This is a genomic window from Pectobacterium hainanensis (assembly GCF_046237015.1).
GTDB lineage: Bacteria > Pseudomonadota > Gammaproteobacteria > Enterobacterales > Enterobacteriaceae > JBJYIN01.
The window spans coordinates 237,240-261,038 of sequence record NZ_JBJYIN010000002.1; the positions used below are offsets into that span (position 1 = coordinate 237,240).

22 protein-coding genes, 1 tRNA gene and 1 pseudogene are annotated in these 23,799 nt (G+C 48.1%); 12 read left to right on the forward strand and 12 right to left on the reverse strand.

The window, feature by feature from the left end; all coding sequences use genetic code 11:
* Positions 1 to 53: 53 nt before the first annotated feature.
* The 8 genes from ACKPVM_RS03185 to ACKPVM_RS03220 form a co-directional block, all read right to left on the reverse strand.
* Positions 54 to 1,079 carry a LacI family DNA-binding transcriptional regulator gene (locus tag ACKPVM_RS03185; protein ID WP_409306838.1) on the reverse strand — a complete coding sequence of 342 codons (1,026 nt, stop codon included), beginning with the start codon at positions 1,077 to 1,079 and terminating at the stop codon, positions 54 to 56.
* A 145-nt stretch (positions 1,080 to 1,224) separates the two neighbouring features.
* Entirely contained in the window at positions 1,225 to 2,751 is a 1,527-nt protein-coding gene (locus tag ACKPVM_RS03190) for a tripartite tricarboxylate transporter permease (RefSeq protein WP_409306840.1), read from the reverse strand.
* A 13-nt stretch (positions 2,752 to 2,764) separates the two neighbouring features.
* Complete coding sequence (locus ACKPVM_RS03195; RefSeq protein WP_409306842.1) at positions 2,765 to 3,226, reverse strand: tripartite tricarboxylate transporter TctB family protein; 462 nt, start codon at positions 3,224 to 3,226, stop codon at positions 2,765 to 2,767.
* 48 nt (positions 3,227 to 3,274) lie between these two features.
* Positions 3,275 to 4,252 carry a tripartite tricarboxylate transporter substrate binding protein gene (locus ACKPVM_RS03200; RefSeq protein WP_409306844.1) on the reverse strand — a complete coding sequence of 326 codons (978 nt, stop codon included), beginning with the start codon at positions 4,250 to 4,252 and terminating at the stop codon, positions 3,275 to 3,277.
* Positions 4,253 to 4,301: 49 nt separating this feature from the next.
* Positions 4,302 to 5,345, reverse strand: a complete 1,044-nt coding sequence (locus ACKPVM_RS03205) for a sialidase family protein (protein ID WP_409306846.1) — start codon at positions 5,343 to 5,345, stop codon at positions 4,302 to 4,304.
* A gap of 11 nt (positions 5,346 to 5,356) precedes the next feature.
* Positions 5,357 to 6,343, reverse strand: a complete 987-nt coding sequence (locus ACKPVM_RS03210) for a dihydrodipicolinate synthase family protein (protein ID WP_409306848.1) — start codon at positions 6,341 to 6,343, stop codon at positions 5,357 to 5,359.
* Positions 6,343 to 8,001: a signal transduction protein gene (locus ACKPVM_RS03215; protein ID WP_409306849.1), complete on the reverse strand. Its 1,659-nt coding sequence runs from the start codon at positions 7,999 to 8,001 to the stop codon at positions 6,343 to 6,345. Before ACKPVM_RS03215 ends, ACKPVM_RS03210 begins: the two co-directional genes overlap by 1 nt.
* A gap of 78 nt (positions 8,002 to 8,079) precedes the next feature.
* The gene (locus ACKPVM_RS03220; RefSeq protein ID WP_409306851.1) at positions 8,080 to 9,669 is read right to left on the reverse strand and encodes an FGGY-family carbohydrate kinase; all 1,590 of its coding nucleotides are present in this window, start codon (positions 9,667 to 9,669) and stop codon (positions 8,080 to 8,082) included.
* Between the two features lie 412 nt (positions 9,670 to 10,081).
* On the opposite strand from ACKPVM_RS03220, the gene ACKPVM_RS03225 reads away from it, so the two are divergent.
* Positions 10,082 to 12,058 carry a glycosyl hydrolase family 28 protein gene (locus ACKPVM_RS03225; RefSeq protein WP_409306853.1) on the forward strand — a complete coding sequence of 659 codons (1,977 nt, stop codon included), beginning with the start codon at positions 10,082 to 10,084 and terminating at the stop codon, positions 12,056 to 12,058.
* A 381-nt stretch (positions 12,059 to 12,439) separates the two neighbouring features.
* The gene (locus ACKPVM_RS03230) at positions 12,440 to 13,279 is read left to right on the forward strand and encodes a prepilin peptidase (RefSeq protein ID WP_409306854.1); all 840 of its coding nucleotides are present in this window, start codon (positions 12,440 to 12,442) and stop codon (positions 13,277 to 13,279) included.
* 305 nt (positions 13,280 to 13,584) lie between these two features.
* Here ACKPVM_RS03230 and ypdK read toward each other — a convergent pair whose 3' ends face one another.
* Complete coding sequence (gene ypdK, locus ACKPVM_RS03235; RefSeq protein WP_099606229.1) at positions 13,585 to 13,659, reverse strand: membrane protein YpdK; 75 nt, start codon at positions 13,657 to 13,659, stop codon at positions 13,585 to 13,587.
* 454 nt (positions 13,660 to 14,113) lie between these two features.
* Here ypdK and ACKPVM_RS03240 point away from each other — a divergent pair, with 454 nt between their 5' ends.
* The 5 genes from ACKPVM_RS03240 to dbpA all read left to right on the forward strand — a co-directional run bounded on the left by ACKPVM_RS03240 (position 14,114) and on the right by dbpA (position 19,240).
* Positions 14,114 to 15,178 carry an ABC transporter substrate-binding protein gene (locus ACKPVM_RS03240; RefSeq protein ID WP_409306960.1) on the forward strand — a complete coding sequence of 355 codons (1,065 nt, stop codon included), beginning with the start codon at positions 14,114 to 14,116 and terminating at the stop codon, positions 15,176 to 15,178.
* Between the two features lie 17 nt (positions 15,179 to 15,195).
* On the forward strand, positions 15,196 to 16,194 hold the full coding sequence (locus ACKPVM_RS03245) for a FecCD family ABC transporter permease (protein ID WP_409306856.1): 999 nt from the start codon (positions 15,196 to 15,198) through the stop codon (positions 16,192 to 16,194).
* 1 nt (position 16,195) lies between these two features.
* Positions 16,196 to 16,966, forward strand: coding sequence for an ABC transporter ATP-binding protein (locus ACKPVM_RS03250; protein ID WP_409306858.1), 771 nt, complete (start codon positions 16,196 to 16,198; stop codon positions 16,964 to 16,966).
* Positions 16,963 to 17,700, forward strand: coding sequence for a molybdate ABC transporter substrate-binding protein (locus ACKPVM_RS03255; protein ID WP_409306860.1), 738 nt, complete (start codon positions 16,963 to 16,965; stop codon positions 17,698 to 17,700). The genes ACKPVM_RS03250 and ACKPVM_RS03255 overlap by 4 nt, the downstream gene beginning before the upstream one ends.
* Positions 17,701 to 17,857: 157 nt before the next feature.
* Entirely contained in the window at positions 17,858 to 19,240 is a 1,383-nt protein-coding gene (gene dbpA, locus ACKPVM_RS03260) for an ATP-dependent RNA helicase DbpA (RefSeq protein ID WP_409306961.1), read from the forward strand.
* Between the two features lie 141 nt (positions 19,241 to 19,381).
* Here dbpA and ACKPVM_RS03265 read toward each other — a convergent pair whose 3' ends face one another.
* Positions 19,382 to 19,921, reverse strand: a complete 540-nt coding sequence (locus tag ACKPVM_RS03265) for a hypothetical protein (RefSeq protein ID WP_409306862.1) — start codon at positions 19,919 to 19,921, stop codon at positions 19,382 to 19,384.
* A 217-nt stretch (positions 19,922 to 20,138) separates the two neighbouring features.
* Here ACKPVM_RS03265 and ACKPVM_RS03270 point away from each other — a divergent pair, with 217 nt between their 5' ends.
* The 4 genes from ACKPVM_RS03270 (at position 20,139) to ACKPVM_RS03285 (ending at position 22,189) form a co-directional block, all read left to right on the forward strand.
* Positions 20,139 to 20,411: a hypothetical protein gene (locus tag ACKPVM_RS03270; protein WP_409306864.1), complete on the forward strand. Its 273-nt coding sequence runs from the start codon at positions 20,139 to 20,141 to the stop codon at positions 20,409 to 20,411.
* A 142-nt stretch (positions 20,412 to 20,553) separates the two neighbouring features.
* Positions 20,554 to 21,087, forward strand: coding sequence for a hypothetical protein (locus tag ACKPVM_RS03275; protein WP_409306866.1), 534 nt, complete (start codon positions 20,554 to 20,556; stop codon positions 21,085 to 21,087).
* Between the two features lie 348 nt (positions 21,088 to 21,435).
* On the forward strand, positions 21,436 to 21,801 hold the full coding sequence (locus ACKPVM_RS03280) for a toxin-antitoxin system TumE family protein (RefSeq protein ID WP_039346002.1): 366 nt from the start codon (positions 21,436 to 21,438) through the stop codon (positions 21,799 to 21,801).
* 4 nt (positions 21,802 to 21,805) lie between these two features.
* Complete coding sequence (locus ACKPVM_RS03285; RefSeq protein ID WP_102119528.1) at positions 21,806 to 22,189, forward strand: HVO_A0114 family putative DNA-binding protein; 384 nt, start codon at positions 21,806 to 21,808, stop codon at positions 22,187 to 22,189.
* A 241-nt stretch (positions 22,190 to 22,430) separates the two neighbouring features.
* Here the strand turns inward: ACKPVM_RS03285 and ACKPVM_RS03290 are convergent.
* A pseudogene (locus ACKPVM_RS03290) lies at positions 22,431 to 22,538 on the reverse strand (Arm DNA-binding domain-containing protein); the annotation flags it as partial.
* Between the two features lie 165 nt (positions 22,539 to 22,703).
* A tRNA-Arg gene (locus ACKPVM_RS03295) sits at positions 22,704 to 22,778 on the reverse strand.
* A 251-nt stretch (positions 22,779 to 23,029) separates the two neighbouring features.
* Between ACKPVM_RS03295 and mlaA the strand changes: the two genes are divergently transcribed.
* Positions 23,030 to 23,788 carry a phospholipid-binding lipoprotein MlaA gene (gene mlaA, locus ACKPVM_RS03300; RefSeq protein WP_409306868.1) on the forward strand — a complete coding sequence of 253 codons (759 nt, stop codon included), beginning with the start codon at positions 23,030 to 23,032 and terminating at the stop codon, positions 23,786 to 23,788.
* The last annotated feature ends 11 nt before the right edge of the window (positions 23,789 to 23,799 follow it).

Below are 23,799 nucleotides of genomic sequence, written 5' to 3' on the forward strand. Positions count from 1 at the left end.
CGTAATATCAGTATACGTTTCCAACCTGTATTGCCTATTGGGACGGGAGGAAATCATGTTTCTGGGGTGACGGCGGCTCGATGGCGATGGAGCATTTTCATCGGAATAACGGATTTACTGATGTCGGTATTGCCCTGTAATGCGTTCTGCATCGCAGCAAAGGCGTGTTCTACCCAAGCGTCTTCATTCTGGCGCATAGACCAGATTTTATTTGAGAGAAAGCCCAGCATTGCGTGTTCATCGAATGTACCGATATTCATTTCAGCAGGAATGTAGCCGTAGCGTTCACGTAATACGCTCAGAGCCCCTTCCAGCACGGGTAAGGATGAAGCGATAAAAGCCTCCGGCGCATTAGGATGATCGCTGAGGAATTGACGCATCATCTGCTCACCGTCTTCCCGGCGGTTATGGCTGGCTTCCAGAATCCAGTTCTTGCCTTCATCAAGTAAACCTTGCTGCGTTATTACCTGTTGATAGCCACGTAAACGCTCTTTTATAGCTGGTTGCAGTGTATCGCCAGCCATAAAGAATAATGGTGCGGAGGGATTGCTCTCCAACATGGTTTGGGTCAGTTGAACCGCGCCCTGAAAGTTATCACTCACGACCAGTGAGGCATCTCTGGTACCAAAATCACGGTCAAGTAACACCAATGGTCGGTTCATGAGTTTCAGGTGATGGAGTTGTGTTTGCCGGGTTGATGGCACCACAAATAAACCATCAATATTGCGTTGTAGTAGCGATTCGACCAGTTTGTTTTCATAACGGTCATCACTGTAAGTACAACTGATCATTAACTGATAGCCTGCTTCCCGGCAGCGCATTTCCAGTTTTTCCGCCAGTGTGGAGAAAAACAGGTTGGAGAGACGAGGAACGATCAGCCCCAACGTGTCGGTTTTATTGAGTTTGAGGCTACGAGCCGTATGGTTTACCACATAACCGTGCTCTGCAACGTATTCATTAATCCGCGTCTGTGTTTTTTCACTAATACGGTACTGTTCTGCCTTGCCGTTGAGCACTAAACGTACGGTAGTGATTGATATCTTTAATGCATTAGCAATTTGTTCTACCGTTTTTGACATAGGTGGGCGCCAGATTAAGATTATTGGTTATTCAACTTCTCATCGTTCACATGCAGTAAGGTGCCATACAAGGCTGAGCCCATCCGTGGGCTTCAGGTCATGAGATTTCTGCCATGCTGAATGGTGTGGGGCGAATCAACGTATATTAGCTTGCATTTTCGCTCACTTTCCCTCTTTTCTTCCGCCATTTCTTAATGGCTGGGGAGAATATTGGCAGAAACAGCGTTAATAGCGCAATGATGATGAATGCGGCACACACTGGACGAGTGAAGAAAATCGACGGATCGCCTTGTGACATCATTAGCGAGCGCCGTAGGTTGGTTTCCGCCAAAGGACCAAGAATGATGCCGATGACAATGGGCGACATGGAAAACTCTAGCTTAATCAGGATATAAGCCACAATGCCTGCCCCCATCATGACAAACACGTCAACCATACTGTGGTTGACGGTGTATGCACCGACGGTACATAACAACAGGATACTGGGAACCAGAATAGTACGTGGAATATCCATTACCTTAACGAACACTTTCATTCCCATAAAGCCTAGCAACCCCATGAAAAGGTTAGCCAGCATCAGGCCGATAAAGATGGTATTCACTTCAACGGGGTGTTCGGTAAAGAGTTGTGGTCCTAATGCCAGCCCTTGTACGAGGAACGCCCCCATGATGATGGCGGTGGCTCCATCGCCAGGAATACCTAATGTCATCAAGGGCACCATGCATCCACCCGATACGGCATTGGCTCCGGCCTCCGGTGCAGAGACACCTTCAGGTGAGCCATGACCAAATTCTTCAGGTTTTTTTGACCAGCGCTTGGCCTCGTTGTAGGCAATCCAGGATGAGATATCACCTCCGACGCCAGGAATGGTTCCAATAGCGGTACCAATGGCAGATGAGCGTACCCAGGTTGGCAGACAGCGACGGAAATCTTCCCAACTTGGCAAGATGCGGGTGATCTTGGCGACATTTCGCTGAACTGTGTTGGAGAAGCGTTCACGGTAGTCTTCTTCAAAGCTAAGCAAGCCTTGGGAGAACGCAAACAGACCGACTAATACCGGGATAAAAGAAATTCCGCCCATCAGATAGACCGAATCAAACGTGAAACGCATGCCGCTGGTCATCGGGTCGAGCCCGATGGTTGCAATCGCAAGCCCGATACCGCCACCTATCAGCCCTTTGATCATCGATTGTGATGACACGCTGGTGATGATACTGATGCCGAAAATAGCCAGTGCAAAGTATTCAGGTGCGGAAAAACCTGTGGCGACGGTTGCCAGCATCGGCGCAACCAAAATCAATGCGATGGTACTGAATACGCCGCCAAAGAGTGACCCCATCGTAGACAGTCCAAGAGCACGGCCTGCCTCGCCCCGTTTCGCCATCGGGTAACCATCTAGCACGGTTGCCGCAGAGGCCGGGGTGCCTGGTGTACTGATAAGTATCGCGGTGATTGAACCGCCATAAATCGCGCCACAGTACACACCGAGTAATAATAAAATGCCGCTGACGCCCTGAAAGGAATAGGTTAGGGGAAGGAGTAATGCGATCCCCATATTCACCGTCAGACCGGGAATAATACCAATGAGAATACCAGCCAGCGCACCTAAGAAAACCACTATTATTGTGTCAAAACTGAACACAATAGAAAAAGCCATAAGGACGTCGTTCATAATGATTCCCTTTTCAGGATTCGCTGAAAACTGAAGTTGGTAACGGCGAATTAAATAAATAAGTGAAAGAGAAATAAACCGCGGCCACGATGAGTAATGTGGATAACGCGATATACCATGTTCGACGTTCATTCATAAACAGCATGGTGACCGGAATAAAGACAATTGCGGACAGAATAAAACCAGCCCAATAAAGTACCACGCCATATATAACGGCAATCATGCTCAGAACATAGGTTAATCGGACGAATTTAGACGATAAATCAACCGGTTTATCAGCCGCCAGGCGGTCTTTGATAACGACAAACCATTGAAGAATGCCTAATCCAATAAATAACCATGCCAGACCATAAGGCCAAAATCTTTCCCCTGGTACACCATATTCATCAAACATCGACATATCTTTTGACAGGAACAAAATCAACCCGCCCAGTCCTACGGATATGAAACCGATGAGGATATTAAATTTGCGCATAGATATTCTCCCTCCTGCTGACTAAGGCCAGCAGGAGTGTCTGCACTATTATTTTTTCAGCGTATCGGCAATGAGTTGTTTATACATCTCATCATCTTCCTGCATCATCTTGAGCGCATCCTGGCCGACGATACTGACGGGCATAATCCCTTGTTTTCTGACCGCATCCTGATAAGCCGGATCGTTAATAACGTCGGTAAAAGCTTTAACTAGCTGGTCGGTGACGTCATTAGGGACTTTGGCTGTCGTGGCCAGGACCGCCCAGGCGCGCATTTTCACGTTAATATCCAGATCGAGCGCTTCTTTGATGGTGGGGACATCAGGAAACAGTTCAAAGCGTTTCTCATCCATCACAGCCAGAACGCGAAGAATACCGGCATCAACCTGAGATTTCACCGAGCCAGGCGTTGTTAATACCGCGTCGATATGGCCTCCAACCAATGCAGCAATGGAAGGCCCTGTGCCTTCGTTATAAGGGATATGGTTGAATTTGGTGCCTGTATTTTTCTCGATGTTCACCGCAGCCAGATGATAAATTGCGCCCATGCCGGAGTTACCGACTTTGAGTTTTCCAGGCTGCTGTTTTGCTGCATTAATAAAATCTTCCAATGTGTTAAGGCCAGAATCGGCTTTCACCACAACGGCTACCGGATCGGCAATGGTGGTTACCAGCGGTGTGAAATCTTTATAAGTGACGGGAGACTTATTCTGGTAAGGGAACATTGCCAGTTCCACTGTCGTCATGACCAGTTTATAACCATCGGGTTTAGCTTTGGCGACTTCAATTAATCCGGTGATGCCATTTCCAGCTGGCTTGTTAACAGGAACAAAGATAACGCCTTTTGGTAAGCGATCCTTAGCATATTCAATTAGCGTACGAGCAGAGGTATCTGTGCCACCGCCGGGATTTTTCGGTATGACGACTTCAATGTTCTTTTTAGCATAGGTAATGGTTGACTCTGCCAGAGCCTGACTTGCGCAGAAGGGAAGTGCTGATGCTAATAATAGAAATAAATACTTTTTCATCGTCTTATCCTTATAGGTAGGGTTGGAGCAAGTACGTCATTCACTCGAGTTATTTAGGGCATATGCGCTGATAAATAATATTTTTACGGTTCCAGGTATAGGTAATGTGAATATTTTCCCGTTCGACAACGATCGCCGGGTAGGAAAACTCGCCAGTTTCACTTTCTAAATCGCATTGTTTTTCCCATGTCAGCCCATTATCGGCTGAGTAAGCGACCGATAAGGGATAACGTCGGTTCCAGTTACCGGGAATCGGGTTATAGACTAATACCAGTTTCCCTTCTCCAAGGTGTACTAGGTCAATGCCACTATTATTATTCGGTAATTCAGTAGGATAAGCCACTGTCCAATGTTGACCAAAGTCTGATGAATCACTACGGTAAATGCGTCCTCGTGTACTGCGCATCAATAGGTGGATGTGGCCGGACGTTGATTCCCACGCTGTGGGTTGTATCACCCCATCCCACTGGAAGACGCGAGACAGATCGTTTTCCCACAGAGCATCCTGCTGCAAGCCTTGCCACATCTGGTCTTGAGAAGCGTTTTCCGGTGTTTCATGTACCAGAGGAATGGCGACGGATTGCCATTGTTTGCCTGCATTATTTGAAATATCAACAAAGGCATCCCAATAGCGATCGTCTTCTACCGACGAAGGGGCTAACCATTGCCCATTGGACATCACCAGTAGTTTGTTTTTTACCGGGCCACGAGGTCGTGAGTCACCTTCAACCAATTGCTGTGGCGATGACCAACTCACACCATCGTCGTCCGAGGTCACCAGGCGAGTTGTCCAGTGATGTACATCTGGGCCAACTTTGTAAAACAACCAGATTCGACCATGTTGCCGGTGTAATACCGGGTTCCAATGTGCCAGACCGTCTTGTGCAACGACTCTTTGGGGGACCGACCACGAATCCTGGCTACGTCTCGCAAGCCAGATAGCCGTATCCCCACTGCCTTCTTTCTGTCCGGCAAACCAGGCGACCAGTAATTGATCGTTCGGCAACGCCACCAGTGTGGAAGCATGACAGTTGCCAAAATAATGGTGATCGGCTGGCATCAGGCTCTCTTGCCATTCACTCTGTAGTTTCATCGGTTAACCCATTATCTCTGTGTTAAATCCTGCTGGAATGCTTCTCCCAGACGTACCATGCTGTCGATGGCCTCGGGAAAGAATCCTTTGCTGTAGGCGTCACTGTTACGTACCCGACAGGCATGCGTGGCGAAGTTCCCGATCTGCTGTTGGAAAAATTTAGCGCAGGCCGGATAATCCAGATTTTCCACCAGTGCCGAGGTTGACAGATAATCTGCTAATGCCAGGGCCTGTTGCGGCTGATCACGCCAGTTTTCATATAGCCATACATACAACTGTGGGTGGAAGTTCGCCATGATACCGCTATACGCCTGACATCCTGCCTGGAACGACGCTAGCAATGTCTGACTATTCGCGTTGGCAAGGTGCAAACGAGACCCCGCAACACGTTGCAGTCGTCGTTGAATGGTGGGTAAATCACAGCAGGTATCTTTGATAAAGGTATAGCGCTGGCTTTCAGCACACCACTCCACGATGTCATCTGACAGCAGGCGTTTATAGGGATAAGGACATTCGTAAATGCCTAAATCGACCTGTTTCGGTAATTGTTCGGTCAGTTGCTGTAGCGATTGAAGCGCTTGCTGGTCGGATTCACCTGCTAACGCCAGACGGTTGCTGATCAGAATGAGGCCATCAATGCCCGTTTCAGCCATGGCGTTAAGTTGTTCAACTTGCTGACTCGCGCCACTTGCCGTGTGGCCGGAAGCGACGATGGGCACTCGCCCATCAACCTGCTGAACGACAAAACGTACCAGTTCCTGAGTCTCTTTATCGCTGAGGAAAAACATTTCACTGGATTGACAGGCGGCGAATAAACCATGCACACCCGACGCCAGATACCATTCCACTAGATTCGCGAGAGAGTCATAGTCAATCTCGCGTTGTGCGTTGAACGGTGTCAGCATCACTGGCCAGACACCGACGTACTTATCCTGCACGTTTCGGTGTGGTTCATTCTGGCATTGCGCAGACTGGTGTTGTTGATGTGAGCTGGACATTATTCGGCCCCTATGAGCGTGTTGTGGGCATCACCGGCAAGGCGGACCCGTATGTTCTGCGTCAGCGCTTGAGCAACAAAGGCTTTCAGTACGTCGGCGAGCGAGGCCTCGTCGACATAAGCAATCGTCAGGTGATTACTCTGGTGTCCGGCCATCAGATCATCGCGAGTCACGCCATCCAGTACGGCGTTTAACAGCGGCCATTCATAATTTGTCGCCCGGCGGCGGCGTTCAAACTCAGCCTCTGGCAGTTCGACGCCGGTTCCTGTGCCAATATGCATAATCACTTGCGTGCCTTCATAGTGTGCCCGAGCCCAGATAAAGCGGCCTGCCTTTCCTTGACCAGCAATGGTTGAACCACCGTAGGGGAAAAACATCGCAGGTTGGCGATAACCGGTTGCTCCGGCGATACCGTTTTTCAAGTGGGCAAAGGGAACCGCGCCGGAGATCTCCAAATCCCAATAGAACGTTCCTTCATATTCACTTCCCCAGCGGATGTCGTGCAGCGTAGTTTCTGTCGGCATATCTAGCGCCTGTAATAGCTGCCACAACATGACTTGTGGAATGGCGCTGCCCATATCGACCTCGTTAATACAAGGAATTGAGCGGCCAGGCCAGATAATTTCGCCATTTTCGTCTGGAATAGGGAAGCGCTCCGCATTTCCGATTGCACCTTCGGCGAAATCGGAGGCGGCGCAAGAGTCTTTCAACCCCTGTTGATATTGCACACCGACTGCACTTAAGCCAAAACGTTTCACGAACCGTGCCATTGCAATCATCATGGCACACTGTTCCAACACTTGTTCTCGCGTTAAATGTTGGCGTCCATCATGACCGAATTGAAATTGCATCCCGCGTTGTTCATACCATTGCAGACACGCTTCGCGTAGCGAAAGCGGTACTTTTGCCATCTCAACCAGCAGAGCTGACTGGGATAGTGATTCGACAGGGATCCCCGTATTGATCATTGCCTGATGAGGGAACACGCCGTTGATCATTCCCATACAGAAAGTATCGAACAATCCGACAATCGCTTTGTGTTGCAGAATATATTGACCGACCTGCCGACCGATTTGTCCGGCGTGGGTGGACATCACTTCATGTGTGGGGGGAATGTCGTGCAGATAGTGTGTTTTATGATTGACGGCACCGTCACGCAACCATGTGTTCAGCCCTTGTAAAAAGGATTCATCTGCAAAGCTTTCAGACCATAGGCGAGAAAAAGGACGACCAAGACTGGTTAAACTGCCAGCCATACACAGCATGCCTACCAGGCCGGGCCAGGTGCCGTCGAAGTTGGCTAACAGCAGAATAGGGCCTCGGTGGTGTACGAGTGACGGCGCGATATGGTGGGAATACTGCCAGGCGGTCAGTAATACAATCACTGGTGCTTCGGGATCAATTGCGGCAAATAAATCGCTGCCTTCTTTTTGGCTACTAATGAAACCGTGTCCGCGTTGTTCGTTGATTGCATGGGCGCGTTTCATTTTGTATCCGAGATTTTCTAATGCGGTCTGCAAGCGAGTTTCGAATTGCAACTGCGTTGGCCAGCAGGTGACGTTTGCCGATTCGCGTAAATCAGCGTTTGTCACCAGCAGGACTTCGTTTTGTGCCGCCGTAATCGTTGCCGGAGAGGGCGGGAGTGTGAGTTTCAGCATAGTTTTCTCCTGGTCTAAATGAAAAAGTCATGTTCTGTTTGCGTTCAAACGTCGGACGAGTCGGTTTATTTCGGAGTATCAGAGCAATGCGTCCATCCGTTGCCTGGCCAATTGGCTATCCTGATACATCTGGAGATAGATCTGGTATTTGGCATCATGGAAAGCACGTTGTGAATGGTCGGCTTTCACCACCTTACCAGGTCTAACCAATGCATCTGCGGCTTCGGGTAATGAGCGGTATTTCCCGCAGGCTACTGCGCCCAGTAGCGCTGCGCCTAACGTGACGGCGTCGTCTTCGCTGACCTGATGAATGTCACAGCCAGTAATATTGGCGTATTCACGCAACCACAGTGGGTTCTTGGTCGCGCCTCCACATAACACTATCCGGCTAATGTTGTGACCCGCTTCGTTGAGGCTCTCGATAATATGGCGGGTGCCATAAGCAATGGCCTGTAATGTCGCGAGATAGAGTCGTGCGAGGGCGTCAGGGCCTTGTTCTAATGTCAGCCCCAAAACGGCACCGCGGGCGTGAGGGTTTGCTCGCGGGGAACGGTTGCCATGATGGTCTGCCAGTACGTGTAAATGCCGAGTAGGGTGAGGATCCCGTTGTTCTAGTTCAGCAACCCATTGATTCAGTAATACATAGGGACTGCATTGCTGTTTTTCTGATGACTGTTGTAACGGTTCCCAACAACTATGTTGACGCAGCGTCCAATCAACCAGCGCACCAGCCGCGCTTTGTCCGCCTTCGTTTAGCCACCAATGTGGCAGCATGGCGCCCCAGTAAGGGCCCCAAACGCCTGGAACCATAATAGGGTCACGGCTGACCAGCATATGACAATTAGACGTACCGCTAATGAGTGCAAGGCTGCCTTCAGGCTGTTGACCAACGAGGGCGAGTCCGCCAGCATGCGCGTCGATCATGCCGCTGGCGACCACCACCTGAGGTGGCAATCCACATTGTTGGGAGATGTGTGTTTGAAGGTAACCCGCTTTCTCACCAATATTCAGGATTTGAGTCGGGATTTTTTCAGGGAGATCGGCGAGTTCTATCGCGTTAAGCAGGGACTGGCTAAAACGATTTTCATGAGCCAGATAGTTCCATTTGCATGTCAGTGTGCAGATGCTGGCAACATCCTCGCCAGTGGCTTTCCAGACCAGGTAATCAGCCAGATCGAACAAACGCCATGCTTGCTGATAGCGTTCTGGAAAATGCCGTTTAAGCCACATGATTTTCGGCAGTTCCATTTCAATACTGACTTCGCCACCAACATAGCGTAATGCTTCGTCATTCGTGGCGTTAATCGCGGCTGTTTCAACATCGGCACGATGGTCCATCCACATGATGATGTTGCGTTCAGGTTCGCCTTGCTCGGAAACCGAGATGGCTTCGCCATGCTTGTCGACCACCACCAGTGAGCAGGTAGCGTCAAATCCAATTGACCGAATGTGTTCAGGCTCGATATCAGATAATGACACGGCTTCTTTAATGGTGTCGCAGACGGCTTGCCAGATTTCAGCAGATGATTGCTCAACCACATTGGTGCGTGGATGGGACTGGCTTATTGGGCGAACGGCAAAAGCAAGGCGTTGGCCGTTATGGTTGAAAACGCCCGATCTGACACTGGCTGAGCCCACATCTACACCAATAAAATAATCATCTTTCATCGCGACACCTCACTTGCTAACTCGAGTTAGCAATCTATTTTAAGCCAAAAAAAGAGACAATCGCTTTTAGCTTAATTTGTGAGCTGGATCGATGGGTAAAAAATAATCGATTGGAATAACAATGAATTAACATTTCTTGTTTTTCTGTAAAGAGAAAGCGTTTTATTGATGCGACATATCGTTTGTTTTATGTCTGTGATGGCGTGTCATTCTGATGGGAGGTGGTGATATGAGTGAGTCCAAATTTCATTAAAAATGTCTTATTTTAAAAATGGTTAGCGATGAAATTTTGATGAGCGTCGCAAAAAAGAGATGTGAAAGAGATTTAATAAAATTACGTTTTATTATTTGAGGTGTTGTGTTTCTTTTTTATTTTTTACCACGATCAAAAGAAGATACAGGAAACGATAATATGGCTTATTTCTTACCTCGTACCAGCATGACGATGGGGGCCGCTTTGGTATTAAGCGGTTTATTTGTTGGATATAGCAATAGTAGCGCGGCGACAACACCCTCTATGAACCGCTCATTTGCGCCACAAAACGTGAAAATTCCCGCGCTGGCCTATGATAGTTCGAGCGTGACGTTAGTGTGGGAAAAGCCGCTCCAGGCGGAATCAGCCATTAAGGATTACCATGTCTATATGAATGGGTCATTGCTGGGAAATGTCAGCGATAATCAGAATGCCCATTCCCCCGCTAAGCCTTATATCGATAATTTTTATAATAAAATTGACACGACGGGATGGCACACGCGTATCAGTTTCCATAATTTTAAAGCGACCGGATTATCGCCAGACACGGAATATCGTTTTACAGTACGAGCGGTTTATGCCGACGGTAAGGAATCCATTGATAGCGAAACTATCGTTCAGAAAACCACGCCAGTGCCGCATATCATTAGCGTGACTCGCCATGGTGCGGTTGGGGATGGCGTAGCTAACGATACTCTGGCGATTCAGAAAGCGATTGACGCGTGTACGGTAGCAACCTATCCACAGGGTTGTAAGGTCGTGGTTGAAGGGGGAGAGTTTAAGACTGGCGCGCTGTTTTTGCACAGTAATATGACATTTGAAGTGGCTGAAGGCGCAATATTGCGCGGCTCTGATAATGGTGATGATTATCCGATAGCGCGCGGTTATTACCTCTATCCCTACACGTCGCCAGCATTGCCAAAACGTCCGCCTTCATTAATTAACGTGCTGGAACAGGATGATAAAGGCAATACGCATGTGGGGACATTTGAAAATATTCGTATTGTTGGTAAAGGAACCATAGACGGTAATGGCTGGACGCGTGGGGTAAAAGCCGGTGGTGCGGCAACGGTGACCGATGAGCTAGGGAATGTACTGCCGCAGTATCGTGCCAGTAAGGCTGCCAATGTCTCTACGGATGGAATTTTGGCTAAAAATCAAACGGAGAAAGCGGTGGCTGACGGGATGCCGATTGATGAAGCCTATAAGAATCGCCGCTCCAGCCTGATGACATTACGTGGCATCCGTCATCTTTATCTGGAAGGGCTGACGATTTTGAATCCGGCATATCACGGTATCATGGTGTTGGAATCTGAAAATGTTGCCATGAATGCGCTGGTGCATACGACCTATGATGCAAATAATGCTGACGGCATCGAATTTGGTAATAGCCAGAATGTCATTGTATTCAATAACTTTTTTGATACTGGGGATGATAGCGTTAACTTTGCGGCGGGCTATGGTGCTGAAGTGGCAACGCTGGGGCAAAAAGCGCAAAGTGGCGCATGGATTTTCAACAATTACTTTCGGAAAGGGCATGGTGCGGTTGTGACGGGGAGTCATACGGGTGCCTGGATTGAGAAGATTGTCGCTGAAAATAACGTCATGAATCAGACGGATGTGGGGCTGAGAATGAAAAGTCGCCCCTATTACGGTGGTGGCGCGCGTGATGTGGTTTTCCGTCATAACGCCATGCGCGATATTGCCAAGGAACCTTTTGTCTTTACCATCAAATACAAGGCCGACGTAAACGATACTAAACCCGCTGCTCAACCTGCTCAGTTTCGAGACGTGAATGTTTCTAATGTCACTATCGATGGTACGGCGAGTAAAAATAGCATTCTGATCGACGGCATGACCGTTGCTGAAATGGCCAATGCATATGGCTTTTCTTTTGATCGCGATGCTTATCATCAAGGGTTTCATTTTGAAAATGTGAAATTCAAAAATACCAAAGCCACGGATATCACCTTCCTGAAAGCGAGCGAATTCAAAAATGTGATTTTTGAAAATGTTGCTGCGGCCTGGAAGTTTGGTCATGTTGAAAATATCAGGTTGGAAGATAAGGTTAATCGCGGTGGTGTTATCACTACCACGGGAGAAGAAACGATTAATCTTGAGGCCGCACAGGAATAAGGCATTATCCCGCGCTAAACGGCGCGGGTATTTATACCCGTCATACTTCAAGTTGCTTGTGCGTTGGCTGCGTTCAGTCACCCGAATCACTTACCTGAGTAAGCTCATCGGGATTCCCTCACTTGCCGCCTTCATGCAACTCGAATTATTTTGGGTATAGAGCCTATCCAGGATTATCGTCCTGATTATCCTGCCATATCTGCTTATACGATCGCTGTCATGTTTGATGCCTTGTCCATCTTGCCCTAACAAACAGAATTGCGTAGCAATACGCAATAATCCACTTTTGTTCATTGGAACGATTGGCGTGTCACATCCGATGTGAAAATATGCGCAGTGAAGGGAATGCTTCACTCAACGCGGTCATTAGGACAAGGTCACATGGATGCGATAGCTGAATTTGCTCAGGAATTTCCTGCGTGGTGGTTGGGAATATTCGCGCTGCTGGGCGCGATTGTTGGTAGCTTTATGAATGTTGTGATATGTCGACTGCCGCTCGTGCTGGAGCAACGATGGCGACGAGAGACCTATTTGCGGTCTGGCGTACCACTGTCTGCCGCGCGCTCGCGTTACAACCTTTGCTGGCCGCCTTCCCATTGTCCCGATTGCCAGCACACTCTTGCTGTGAGAGACAATATTCCCGTATTCGGCTGGCTACTTTTACGGGGGATATCTCGCTGCTGCCAGCGCCCCATTTCCATGCAATATCCCTTGGTTGAAGTGCTGACCATATTACTTTTTATTATTGCTGTAGAACGATGGCCGCCGGGTATGATGCTGTTAGGGGCGTTGATCTTGCTATCATCTCTACTGGTGCTGGCGGTTATTGATATCAAAACCGGGCTGCTACCGGATGTGATCACGCTGCCGCTGATTTGGCTCGGTCTGATGTTTAATCTTTCAGGAACGTTTGTACCATTAAACGATGCAGTTATTGGGGCGATGGCAGGATATGTATCACTTTGGCTGCTATTTTGGGGATTCAAACTGCTCAGGCAGAAAGAGGCGTTGGGATACGGAGATTTTAAGTTATTAGCGGCGCTGGGGGCCTGGATGGGATGGCGAGGGTTGCCTCACCTGGTCATTATCGCTGCGCTAAGCGGGCTGGTTGTTATTTTTGTGTGGCGCAAAATACGGCATAAAAATGTCGATGAACCCCTGGCATTCGGCCCCTGGTTGGCGCTAGGCGGCAGTGTTAGTCTGCTACTTGATGCGTTATGACATGTAATATACCCGTCATACTTCAAGTTGCATGTGCGTTGGCTGCGTTCAGTCACCCGAATCACTTACTTGAGTAAGCTCATCGGGATTCCTTCTCTTGCCGCCTTCCTGAAACTTGAATTATTTTGGGTATATATGGCTAAAGGGGCCGATGTTTGGCTCATGCCGTAAAAACTGACAGGCAGGAAAACTGAAAAGTAAAAAGGCCGAAAGTGCAAACACTTTCAGCCCGATTTATGCCCGTTATTCTGTCTACCACTGTATTGTGCCTTTCAGTAATGGGTTTCTGTCAGGCAAATGACGGGTTATTCCACCATCAGCATAAAAGTACTCACCCAAACAACCAGACAGAATGAGATACCCATAAAAAAATACTTCACCGATATATTCTCCAGCAGAAAGAAACCACGCCAGCAACGATCCCGATTGTGCGTTTTATTATGAAAGAGACATGTTTACCGCTTGCTATTTTTTCACGGAAAAACACATCCCCGCTGTCATCACCAGGGGTCACACTAGTTATGACGGGATCGGCGCTCAATCTACGCTGAGTCAGGGGCACAATTCAAGAGGGCTTCGATACAATATTTATGGAAATCGTACAAAATTTACGGAAATAGCATTAAAAAGCGTCGGAGGCAGATCATGGATAGATCCGAGGTGAATATCTGAGTGGATTAACGAAGGTTTGTCGTGAGTCTGCCTGGGCGATTCGGTCGTGATTAGGCCTCTACCTCTAAATTAGTATCTGGATATTATTATGAGTGAGATCAGTATTTTCTTTATCTCAATCGTTGTATTGTTTTATATATATCGATAATTCAGGACACAATGATGATAAAGAAATATAGCCGCACATTATGGTGGGTCGCACTGCTATTTGTTTTTTCTAATGCCTGGGCAACCCGTCAGGTGACGGACCAACTGGGACGCCATGTGACTCTGCCTGACCAGATCAATCGGGTCGTCGTGCTTCAGCATCAAACGCTTAATCTTTTGGTTCAATTAGATGCTCAAGATAGTGTGGTCGGTGTGCTATCCAGTTGGAAAAAGCAGTTGGGTGAAGGTTATTTGCGTTTGGCACCTAATTTGGCCCAGTTACCCATGCCTGGCGATCTGACTCAGGTCAATATTGAAAGTTTGTTGCAGTTATCACCCCAGGTCGTGTTCGTCGCGAATTACGCACCGCCTGAAATGATTTCACAGATTGAGCGCACGGGTATTCCTGTCATCGCGGTATCTTTGCGTCAGGACCAGCCGGGGGAAGCAGATAAAATCAATCCAACGATGAGCGATGAGAACACCGCCTATAACGAAGGGCTGAAAATAGGTATCCGCCTGATCGGTGAAGTGGTTGGTCGTCAGAAGCAGGCAGAGGAACTTATCAACTATACCTTTTCTCAGCGTCAGTTAGTGGGAGAGCGTTTGCGTGACATCCCAGTGGAAAAACGCGTACGCGTCTATATGGCGAATCCAGACCTCACCACTTATGGTTCAGGTAAATACACTGGATTAATGATGTCACATGCTGGTGCGTTGAACGTCGCGGAAGCCACTATTAAAGGATTTAAGCAAGTCTCTATTGAAAATGTGCTGTCCTGGAATCCTCAGGTCATTTTTGTGCAGGATCGTTATCCTGATGTGGTGAAACACATCATCAGTGACCCGGCATGGCAAGCGATCGATGCGGTGAAAAACCATCGGGTTTATCTGATGCCGGAATATGCCAAAGCATGGGGATACCCAATGCCGGAAGCGTTAGCTATTGGTGAATTGTGGATGGCGAAGAAACTTTATCCAGAACGATTTGGCGATATTGATATGCAGAAGGCGGCGACAGATTATTACCAGCGTTTCTATCGCACTGACTATCAGGCCGATGCCTCTGTGGCGCAATGAAACCTCAGTCATACCGCATGACGTTGCTCATTGTGGCGGGTGCAACACTGGCTATTGCTGTATTTTCACTGGGGATGGGTCGTTTTAGCCTGTCCCCCTGGAGAATAGTACAGATCCTGTTTGAACCGTTTATCGGAATGAACGATGCGCTCAGTGATATTGAACGACAGGTGGTATGGCGTGTTCGCCTACCGCGCGTGTTGTTGGCGTTGTGTGCCGGTGCCGGGTTGGCATTGAGTGGCGCGGCTTTACAAGGTATTTTTCGTAACCCACTGGTTGATCCGCATATTATTGGTGTCTCGGCAGGTGCGGCTTTTGGCGGCACATTAGCGATTCTGCTTGGCTGGACACCGCTGATATTGCTGTTTTCAACGTTCACTTTTGGCATGTTGGCTCTGCTGCTGGTGTTCATGATAGCGGCGGTATTGGGTAAACATAATATGCTTATCCTTATTTTGGCTGGCGTGATCCTCAGCGGTTTCTTTGGTGCGTTGGTCAGCCTGATGCAATATGTGGCCGATACTGAGGAAAAGCTACCTAGCATCGTTTTCTGGCTACTCGGCAGTTTTGCAACCGCGCATTGGGATAAGTTTGTCATGCTGTTTATTCCGTTGCTGATTGCGGGTGGTTTGCTGTGGCGATTACGCTGGCAGATTAATGTGCTGTCGATGGGGGAACAGGATGCTCGTACTCTCGGGGTGGCCGTTCAGCCATTGCGTTGGTTGATTTTGAGCTTATGCGCGGCGATCGTTGCCGCGCAGGTTGCAGTAAGCGGTAGCATCGGTTGGATTGGTTTGGTGATCCCACATGTGGCGAGAATGCTTGTAGGGGCAGACCACCGTCGTTTACTTCCTGTTGCGCTGTGGCTGGGTGGGGGATTTATGATTTTGGTCGATGATGTAGCCCGTAATCTCAGCGAGGCGGAGATCCCGCTGGGTATTATTACGGCCCTTCTTGGGGCACCGCTCTTTGCCGTGCTGCTTTATCGTAATCAGCGTAAGGACGGGAGCCGCTAGCATGTCACCCGTTATGTTGTCTACGGATGCACTCACATACGGTTATGCACAAGGAAAACGTTTCTTTGAGCCTTTGAACCTGTGTTGCCATGTGGGAGAGATCACTGCCATTCTTGGGACGAACGGGCGTGGCAAAACCACGTTGTTGCATACGCTGCTGGGTAACCTGAATCCGCTTTCGGGGCGGGTTCACCGCAACGGACAAATCGGGTTTGTGCCCCAGATATTTACTCCGCCATTTTCTTATCGTGTTTTGGATATGGTGTTGATGGGGCGAGCGGCGAGTATTCCGTGGTTTGTGAGTCCGTCCGCACAAGACATCGCCATTGCTACCGAAGCCCTGGAAACGCTGGATATCGCATCACTGATGGATCAGCCATTCAGTGAGCTTTCTGGTGGTCAGCGCCAATTGGTGCTGATTGCTCGTGCGCTTGCTTCACGTTGTCAAACGCTGATTTTAGATGAACCGATGGCGGCGCTTGATTTGCAAAATCAAGCCATCGTATTGCGTTTGCTGAAGCGATTGGCTAAAGAGCAGGGGCTTTGCATTGTGTTGACGACACACGATCCGGCACAGGTATTGGCGATGGCAGACCTGGCATTGCTATTAATGGATGATCAGCAATATCTTTATGGTCGCAGTCAGGATGTATTGAATGAAGATAATTTATTGCGACTTTATGGCATCGCGGTTAAGCAAGTGACGATCGATATTCAATCACAACGCTATCGTACGTTGGTACCGGTATTTACGCTTACGGAGGACCAATGAATCAGCCTTTACGTCTTTATGCCGCAGGTAGTCTACGTCGCGCATTCTCTCCGTTGTTAGCTGCATTTAGTGAACAATATGCCGTGACGGTTGCCTCCACTTTTGGGCCAGCCGGCATGCTTTGTGAAAGCATTATTCAGGGAACTGAAGTCGATCTCTTTGCTTCGGCCAATTGTACTCATCCGCAACGGCTAAAAGCGTTAGGCATGGCGGATGAAACGGCGATTTTTGCGACGAACGGGTTATGTATCGTGATGCGTAATGTGTCCGAACTGACGTCGCAGTCATGGCTTGAGGCGTTACTCGATCCCCGTTTTGTGCTATCAACGTCTACGCCCGGTAACGATCCCGGTGGAGACTATGCATTGCAGTTGTTCGATAAGATAGAACGGCACCATCGTGGGGTCGGGGTGACATTACGGGAAAAAGCCAGACCGTTGGTGGGTGGTTCAATGCAGCATGAGATTCCAGCGGGGATGACGGCGGGCAGCTATCTGATTCGTTCCGGGCAAAGCGATATGCACATCGGCTACTCTAGCTATGCGCCTATGTTGATGAATCAACCAGATTTACACGTTGTATTTCTTCCTGAGTCTTATGCGGTGACGGCGGAATATATGTTTGCCACACTCAAACCGGTTCGTCATGAAGCACGATTATTGGCTCAATACCTGTTATCAACACAGGGGCAAGGCGGTTTAGTTCAATATGGTTTTTCTTCCGTGTTTCGATAAGACCGGTACAAAGATATTCCCTCTTAATGGCTGATATCAGGTAAATCGGGCAATATTCATCATCTCTGTTATTATTGCGGCAAATTCCGCGCCCGTCTTTGTCTTTAGTCTGGCGTAATCTTTTGTTGTGTTACCGTTGGTAATAAGAGTCATTATGGTGAGTACACCCTCGTTTTCTTCCCTTGCTCTACCGGCTGAGCAACTCTCTAATCTGAATGAACTGGGTTATGCCGCAATGACACCCGTTCAGGCCGCGACGCTACCCGCGATTCTGCAAGGTTCCGATGTGCGAGCCAAGGCAAAAACCGGCAGTGGTAAAACGGCTGCTTTTGGTATCGGACTACTCAACCAGATTGTTGTTGAATCATTCGTCACGCAGGCGTTGGTGTTGTGCCCGACACGTGAGCTGGCCGATCAGGTTAGTAAAGAATTGCGTCGCCTCGCGCGTTTTGCTCAGAATATCAAGATACTGACGTTATGTGGTGGCCAGCCCATGGGGCATCAGTTGGATTCACTGGTCCATGCGCCGCACATTGTTGTCGGTACCCCCGGACGTATCCAGGATCATTTACGTAAAAAATCGCTCTCACTGGATGCTTTGAAAATATTTGTGCTGGATGAAGCCGATCGCATGCTGGATATGGGCTTTACTGACGCGATTGAGGATGTGGTTAGCTATGCCCCCATGGATCGTCAGACATTGTTGTTCTCTGCTACCTATCCGAATGAAATCGAGCAGATCAGCGCCAGGTTTCAGCGCCAACCTTTGAACGTTGATGTTATTGACGAAGAAGCAGAACTTGCAATTGAACAGCGTTTTTACGAAACGACAAGAGAGCAGCGTTTACCCTTGCTGATTTCGCTTTTGGGCCATTACCAACCAGCCTCCTGTGTGGTGTTCTGTAATACCAAACGTGATTGCCAAAGCGTATTTGATGCGTTGCATTCTCGAGGGATCAGTGTATTAGCGTTGCATGGCGATTTAGAACAACGCGATCGCGATCAGATATTGGTTCGTTTTTCCAATCGTAGCTGTCGCGTATTGGTGGCGACCGATGTTGCTGCCCGCGGTCTGGACATAAAAGAATTAGAGTTGGTGGTAAATTTCGAACTGGCTTTCGATCCGGAAGTGCATGTTCATCGGATTGGTCGTACCGGGCGAGCGGGGATGCAAGGCGTGGCGGTCAGCCTGTGCGTGCCTCAGGAGATGAACCGTGCCCACCTGCTGGAAGATTATTTAGGTATAACGATTAAATGGTCATCGACCGCAGAAATCAGCCGTGGTCATGCGGTTGAGCTGGAACCAGAAATGATGACATTGTGTATTGACGGGGGGCGTAAAGCTAAAATTCGTCCCGGCGACATTTTGGGAGCACTGACAGGGGAGGCGGGGATTACCGCCGCAGAGGTCGGTAAAATTGATCTATTCCCGATGCATGCTTATGTCGCGATTCGTCAATCCAGCGCGAAACGGGCGATGCAGCAACTTCAATCAGGAAAAATAAAAGGGAAAAACTGCAAAGTCAGGTTGTTAAAATAACGCGGGTAGGATGGATTGTCACTACGGGCCGAGGACTGTAAGCAGGCGGGATTCATTAGAAATGAATTTGCCCAGCGAAGACGGCTCGCAGTGACGATACATCGGTACTCGACGCGGTGGCAGAGAAATGATTGTTTACCGTCACTCGGTATTACCTTTACCGTGCAGCATTTCCTGAATTTGCTGGTAAACTTCAGCCGCAGACATATTGCTATAGGATGTCGTGCTTTCGAATGTCAACACCTGCTCTGGATCTGACCCTTGCAGGAAACTCAATAAAGCAAGGTCTTCTTGTGTTATGCGTTTCCCAGTAAAGGCATCAAACATTTCGGATTGCCCATCGGGATATTTAATGACGGAAACGAGTTTGCCGTTATAAAGAGGAATACCTGTTGTAGACAGCGAATATTCGGCAGTGGCATCAGGCTGTTCTTCTCTGTCTTCAACCGCTTTTTTCTCTGCACGCTCGCTATCAATTACGCGCTTTCTATCCGATGACAGCGTGACTTTTGTTGCGCTGTTTGACTCCATTGAGGAAGATGAATCAGAGTTTGTCGTCGATGTGTCGGTGTTATTACCAGTACTGATGGCAGCAACGGCGTTTGCATTTGTAGCGACGCCCGTTGTCGGCATAGTAGACTGGAGATTGACATTTAAGGACTGAATATCTGGAATGACCACAATATAACTCCTTTTTTATATATCCGTCATACCTCAAATTGTATGTGCGTTAATCGCACCCATGACCGACCCTTCCTGCAACTCGAATGGTTGAGGGTATAACCTTGCAAAAGATATGTTATCGTAAAGTAAATCGGCTGATTTATTTTTTTCATTAATATCAAAATTGCATAATTTTTATTCTTTTTATTACTAAACAAGGAGCCGATTGGTTGTCATGTCTCGTATCAAATTGACTATTGATTATTTGTACCAACTGGCGGGAGAGCAGCGAATTGCGTCTTTAGCCACGGCCAGAGTTTTTGTCGGGGAGACGCTGATTGCGACAGAAGAAATCTCCGGAATGACGGAAAGCCCCGTCAGTAAATATTTACATCATTCGCTTCCTGAGGGGCATCCCATCCGCGTTGAATGGGACTCTGATGGGGTTGTCTCCATGCACGTTTCAGAGGTTGATGTATGTCCCTGCTGTCAACATGATGATCACTAATTTATGTGGTTCAAAATGTTATCGCCTTGAACAACGTGGCGTGTCGGTTTTTTAGATCAACGCTCATTCCAGCCAGTGAAATGTGGTCGAAATCGGTTATGATGAGCGCTAGGTTATTCATCTAAAACAAAAGGAAATGTTAATGGAACAGATAAAAAACCTGGTAGTAACCTTGGAGCAATGCCTTCCAGGATTAGATATTGGCCCAATGCTGGCCAGCCTTCCTGAAAGCAGCGAACAGGGAACGGTATTGGACTGGTTGTATGAGCAACTGAGTGAACAAGGACTGATGGTTTATGAGGAGTGGGGAGAATATAGCGGCGATATTCCGGAATTAAAACCGCTGTCGGACTTAGCGATATCAGAGGATCCTGCCGAGTTTATTTTCTCGCTTATTGAGGAGATTGATTGGTCAACGGCCAGTGTTGATCCTGATGAGTTACCGTATGTTATGCCTTGGCTCGAACATATCAATTTCTATCTGAAACCCTATGGCGTCAGGCTCGTGGATCTTCTCCCTTTTGAAAATGCTTATATTCTTTGCCTGAGGGATGATGAAACCTTGCTGCAAAAATTACACGATCAGCTCAACGTGCTGGGTATGGGAATTAATGTTCGACAATCGATGGATCAAGAACAAGTCTCGGCTAAAATCAACTCTCTGATTTATGATTAAAAATCAGATGATATGAATGTCTTGTTTCTCCTTCCCTGATTAAACCCGTTACAGGTTTAATCAGTCTTGATGCTTTTCCTCTTCGCGCAGAGCTTCGACTAATTCGTTGGGTTCCATTGTATTTATCCATGAAAAAAGCCTGCAAGGCGAACCATTGCAGGCTTGGGGGTTATGGCAGATTTTAGGCAAAAAAATACCGGCGTGGGGCTTAAGCCATACTCCGGTATCTTTCGCGAATTTAGCGCGTATTGATGATTGGGGCAAGCAGAATGTGGATTATTGTCTGACTGAATTTGACATACACATACTTATTGTTATGATTGGATCATAACAATACTAGGGTAGCATATGGAACGTGATAGTGCTTTAGATTACCTGCTGTCATTGCATGGCGAGACGGTATACCGAGAAGATGGATACTGGTGGAAAGTGGATGCCTGGGAAGTTAAAGCGACGGCTTTCATCCCGCATGGTATCCGGTATGCGCTGACGTTGCATGACAAACACAATACACGGGTATTCGGAATGGATAACGCACACGCCATTAAGCCGCCCAAGAAAGGGAAGTTTTCGGGGCGTCTGGTCTATGACCATGTACACCGAACGCCTGTGGATAAAGGTTATCCGTATGAGTTTGTGTCTGTCGCACAGTTACTTGAAGATTTCTTTACCCGAATAGATGAAGTCATCGCAGAACGTGAAAAAAGAGGTTAATACGATGAAAGCCCTGATTGGCGTTATGCCTGAAGCCGTGATCCGCGCAAGAATGCTTGCCATCGTCAAAGGTCAGTACAAACCGGAAGAAGGGGAGCCTAAAGTCTGGTTTACTTCCATGAATGCGCTGGCTCAGGTACTCAGTAATGAGAATATCGCTTTGCTGCGACTTATGGATGAACAAAAACCCGAAACCCTCACCGAACTGGCGGAAATGTCTGGTCGTCAGAAAAGCAATTTATCTGTGACGCTCAAGACACTGAACTCGCATGGCTTTGTAAGACTGGAAAAAGTGGGCAGAAGTGTTAAGCCGGTAGCCATGTTCACCGATTTTGATATTCAGGTGAAACAGGAGTTTATAGAGAAGTTTTCACCGAAAGCTGCCTGAACGTAGCCCAGTTAGCTGGGCTGCTGCTTCCTGTTTTTTTATCTTTTATTCCCGCCAAATTTCCCTATAGATCAGCAGAAAGGTGTCGGTTCGGTTGGTTCACAGGCTGCTAAGCCTCGCCAGCACTGGATTTATGTGAACCAACATAGCCCTTATTGCGTTTGAGCGGTCAGTTTCGCCAGTCGCTTGATAAAGCAACCCGTCCCCCGATTCCGGCTCACTGTGGCGGCAATGCTATGTCCCGCGCCCCGTTAGTATTGACCAGCAGATATAAACCGCCGCCGTCAGCCAGCTTATAAGGCTTATCTTTGGGTTTGGCTGTGTCGATTTGACGAGCGTTTAATTTCATTTGGGGGTATCTCTTTTAGACCGAACACAGAATACCCCCAAATGTACCCCCTGAAATGTGTTGATTGCAATAGATTGTCGTAGACGTTGAGATAATGAAATCTGGTGTGAAGGCTTGGTATTACTGGGTTTTGTTGACCGGAGTAGACGTTAGGAGAAGTGTGAATGGTGGCCCCAGCAGGAATCGAACCTGCAACTAGCCCTTAGGAGGGGCTTGTTATATCCATTTAACTATGAGGCCTTAAAACGGGGTTATTATACTCATTTTCTTCCTGAGAATAAGCACTTAACGGTGCGATTGCTTAAACTGTCAGCAATCTTTCTCTTTTTCCTCTTAAGTGGGAATCAATAAACCAAAGTAGAAGCCAAACGATAAAATGTTACACTGTTGGTATTACAGCGCTCTGACTTGCTATCCTCTGGGTCGGATGAGGTTGAGAATGTTTATTCTCAGCGACAGGGCATAACGCAATATAATCAGGGAGAACAGATATGAATTACCGCCTGAGTGGGGTGGTGTTTGCCAGTGTGCTACTTATCGGCTGCGCCAGTTCGGGTGAACGGTCTCAGGAGGGACGTTCTGATCCGCTTGAAGGCTTTAACCGTACCATGTTCACGTTTAACTACGATGTGCTGGATCCCTATGTGTTGCGCCCGGTCGCGGTGGCGTGGCGTGATTATGTCCCCAAACCTGCGCGTAATGGTTTAGGCAATTTTTTCAGTAACCTGGAAGAACCAGCCACCATGGTGAACTACTTTGTTGAGGGAAAACCGTATAAAGCGATGGTTCACTTTAACCGCTTTTTCCTGAACACGTTGCTGGGGATGGGGGGGCTGATCGACGTGGCTACGATGGCTAACCCGAAACTGGCAAAGGAAGAGTCTCGCCGATTCGGCAGCACGTTGGGTAATTATGGTATGGGATACGGCCCTTATGTGGTGTTACCTGGCTATGGTAGTGTGACACCGCGGGAAGATGTGGGCGGTGTGGTGGATACCCTGTATCCGGTGCTGAGTTATCTGACATTCTGGATGTCTGCTGGTAAATGGGCGATTGAAGGGGTGGAAACGCGTGCACAGTTGCTTGATTCTGATGGCCTGTTGCGTAATTCTTCCGATCCCTATCTGCTGATGCGTGAAGCGTATTTCCAGCGTCATGATTTCCTGGCGAGCGATGGGCAAATTACCCCGCAGGCTAATCCAAATGCAGCAGCAATTCAGGATTCGCTCGACGAAATCGACGCCGAGTAAATTCAGTATTA

What these genes read in the sequence shown, in the direction of transcription:
- ACKPVM_RS03245 (WP_409306856.1), top strand. Translation starts at nt 15,196, where the DNA reads ATGACGTTGCTCATTGTGGCGGGTGCAACACTGGCTATTGCTGTATTT.
- ACKPVM_RS03240 (WP_409306960.1), top strand. Translation starts at nt 14,114, where the DNA reads ATGATAAAGAAATATAGCCGCACATTATGGTGGGTCGCACTGCTATTT.
- ACKPVM_RS03215 (WP_409306849.1), bottom strand. Translation starts at nt 8,001, where the DNA reads ATGCTGAAACTCACACTCCCGCCCTCTCCGGCAACGATTACGGCGGCA.
- ACKPVM_RS03255 (WP_409306860.1), top strand. Translation starts at nt 16,963, where the DNA reads ATGAATCAGCCTTTACGTCTTTATGCCGCAGGTAGTCTACGTCGCGCA.
- ACKPVM_RS03185 (WP_409306838.1), bottom strand. Translation starts at nt 1,079, where the DNA reads ATGTCAAAAACGGTAGAACAAATTGCTAATGCATTAAAGATATCAATC.
- ACKPVM_RS03205 (WP_409306846.1), bottom strand. Translation starts at nt 5,345, where the DNA reads ATGAAACTACAGAGTGAATGGCAAGAGAGCCTGATGCCAGCCGATCAC.
- ACKPVM_RS03220 (WP_409306851.1), bottom strand. Translation starts at nt 9,669, where the DNA reads ATGAAAGATGATTATTTTATTGGTGTAGATGTGGGCTCAGCCAGTGTC.
- ACKPVM_RS03190 (WP_409306840.1), bottom strand. Translation starts at nt 2,751, where the DNA reads ATGAACGACGTCCTTATGGCTTTTTCTATTGTGTTCAGTTTTGACACA.
- ACKPVM_RS03275 (WP_409306866.1), top strand. Translation starts at nt 20,554, where the DNA reads ATGGAACAGATAAAAAACCTGGTAGTAACCTTGGAGCAATGCCTTCCA.
- ACKPVM_RS03250 (WP_409306858.1), top strand. Translation starts at nt 16,196, where the DNA reads ATGTCACCCGTTATGTTGTCTACGGATGCACTCACATACGGTTATGCA.
- ACKPVM_RS03225 (WP_409306853.1), top strand. Translation starts at nt 10,082, where the DNA reads ATGGCTTATTTCTTACCTCGTACCAGCATGACGATGGGGGCCGCTTTG.
- ACKPVM_RS03270 (WP_409306864.1), top strand. Translation starts at nt 20,139, where the DNA reads ATGTCTCGTATCAAATTGACTATTGATTATTTGTACCAACTGGCGGGA.
- ACKPVM_RS03200 (WP_409306844.1), bottom strand. Translation starts at nt 4,252, where the DNA reads ATGAAAAAGTATTTATTTCTATTATTAGCATCAGCACTTCCCTTCTGC.
- mlaA (WP_409306868.1), top strand. Translation starts at nt 23,030, where the DNA reads ATGAATTACCGCCTGAGTGGGGTGGTGTTTGCCAGTGTGCTACTTATC.
- ACKPVM_RS03285 (WP_102119528.1), top strand. Translation starts at nt 21,806, where the DNA reads ATGAAAGCCCTGATTGGCGTTATGCCTGAAGCCGTGATCCGCGCAAGA.
- ACKPVM_RS03195 (WP_409306842.1), bottom strand. Translation starts at nt 3,226, where the DNA reads ATGCGCAAATTTAATATCCTCATCGGTTTCATATCCGTAGGACTGGGC.
- ACKPVM_RS03230 (WP_409306854.1), top strand. Translation starts at nt 12,440, where the DNA reads ATGGATGCGATAGCTGAATTTGCTCAGGAATTTCCTGCGTGGTGGTTG.
- ACKPVM_RS03280 (WP_039346002.1), top strand. Translation starts at nt 21,436, where the DNA reads ATGGAACGTGATAGTGCTTTAGATTACCTGCTGTCATTGCATGGCGAG.
- ACKPVM_RS03210 (WP_409306848.1), bottom strand. Translation starts at nt 6,343, where the DNA reads ATGTCCAGCTCACATCAACAACACCAGTCTGCGCAATGCCAGAATGAA.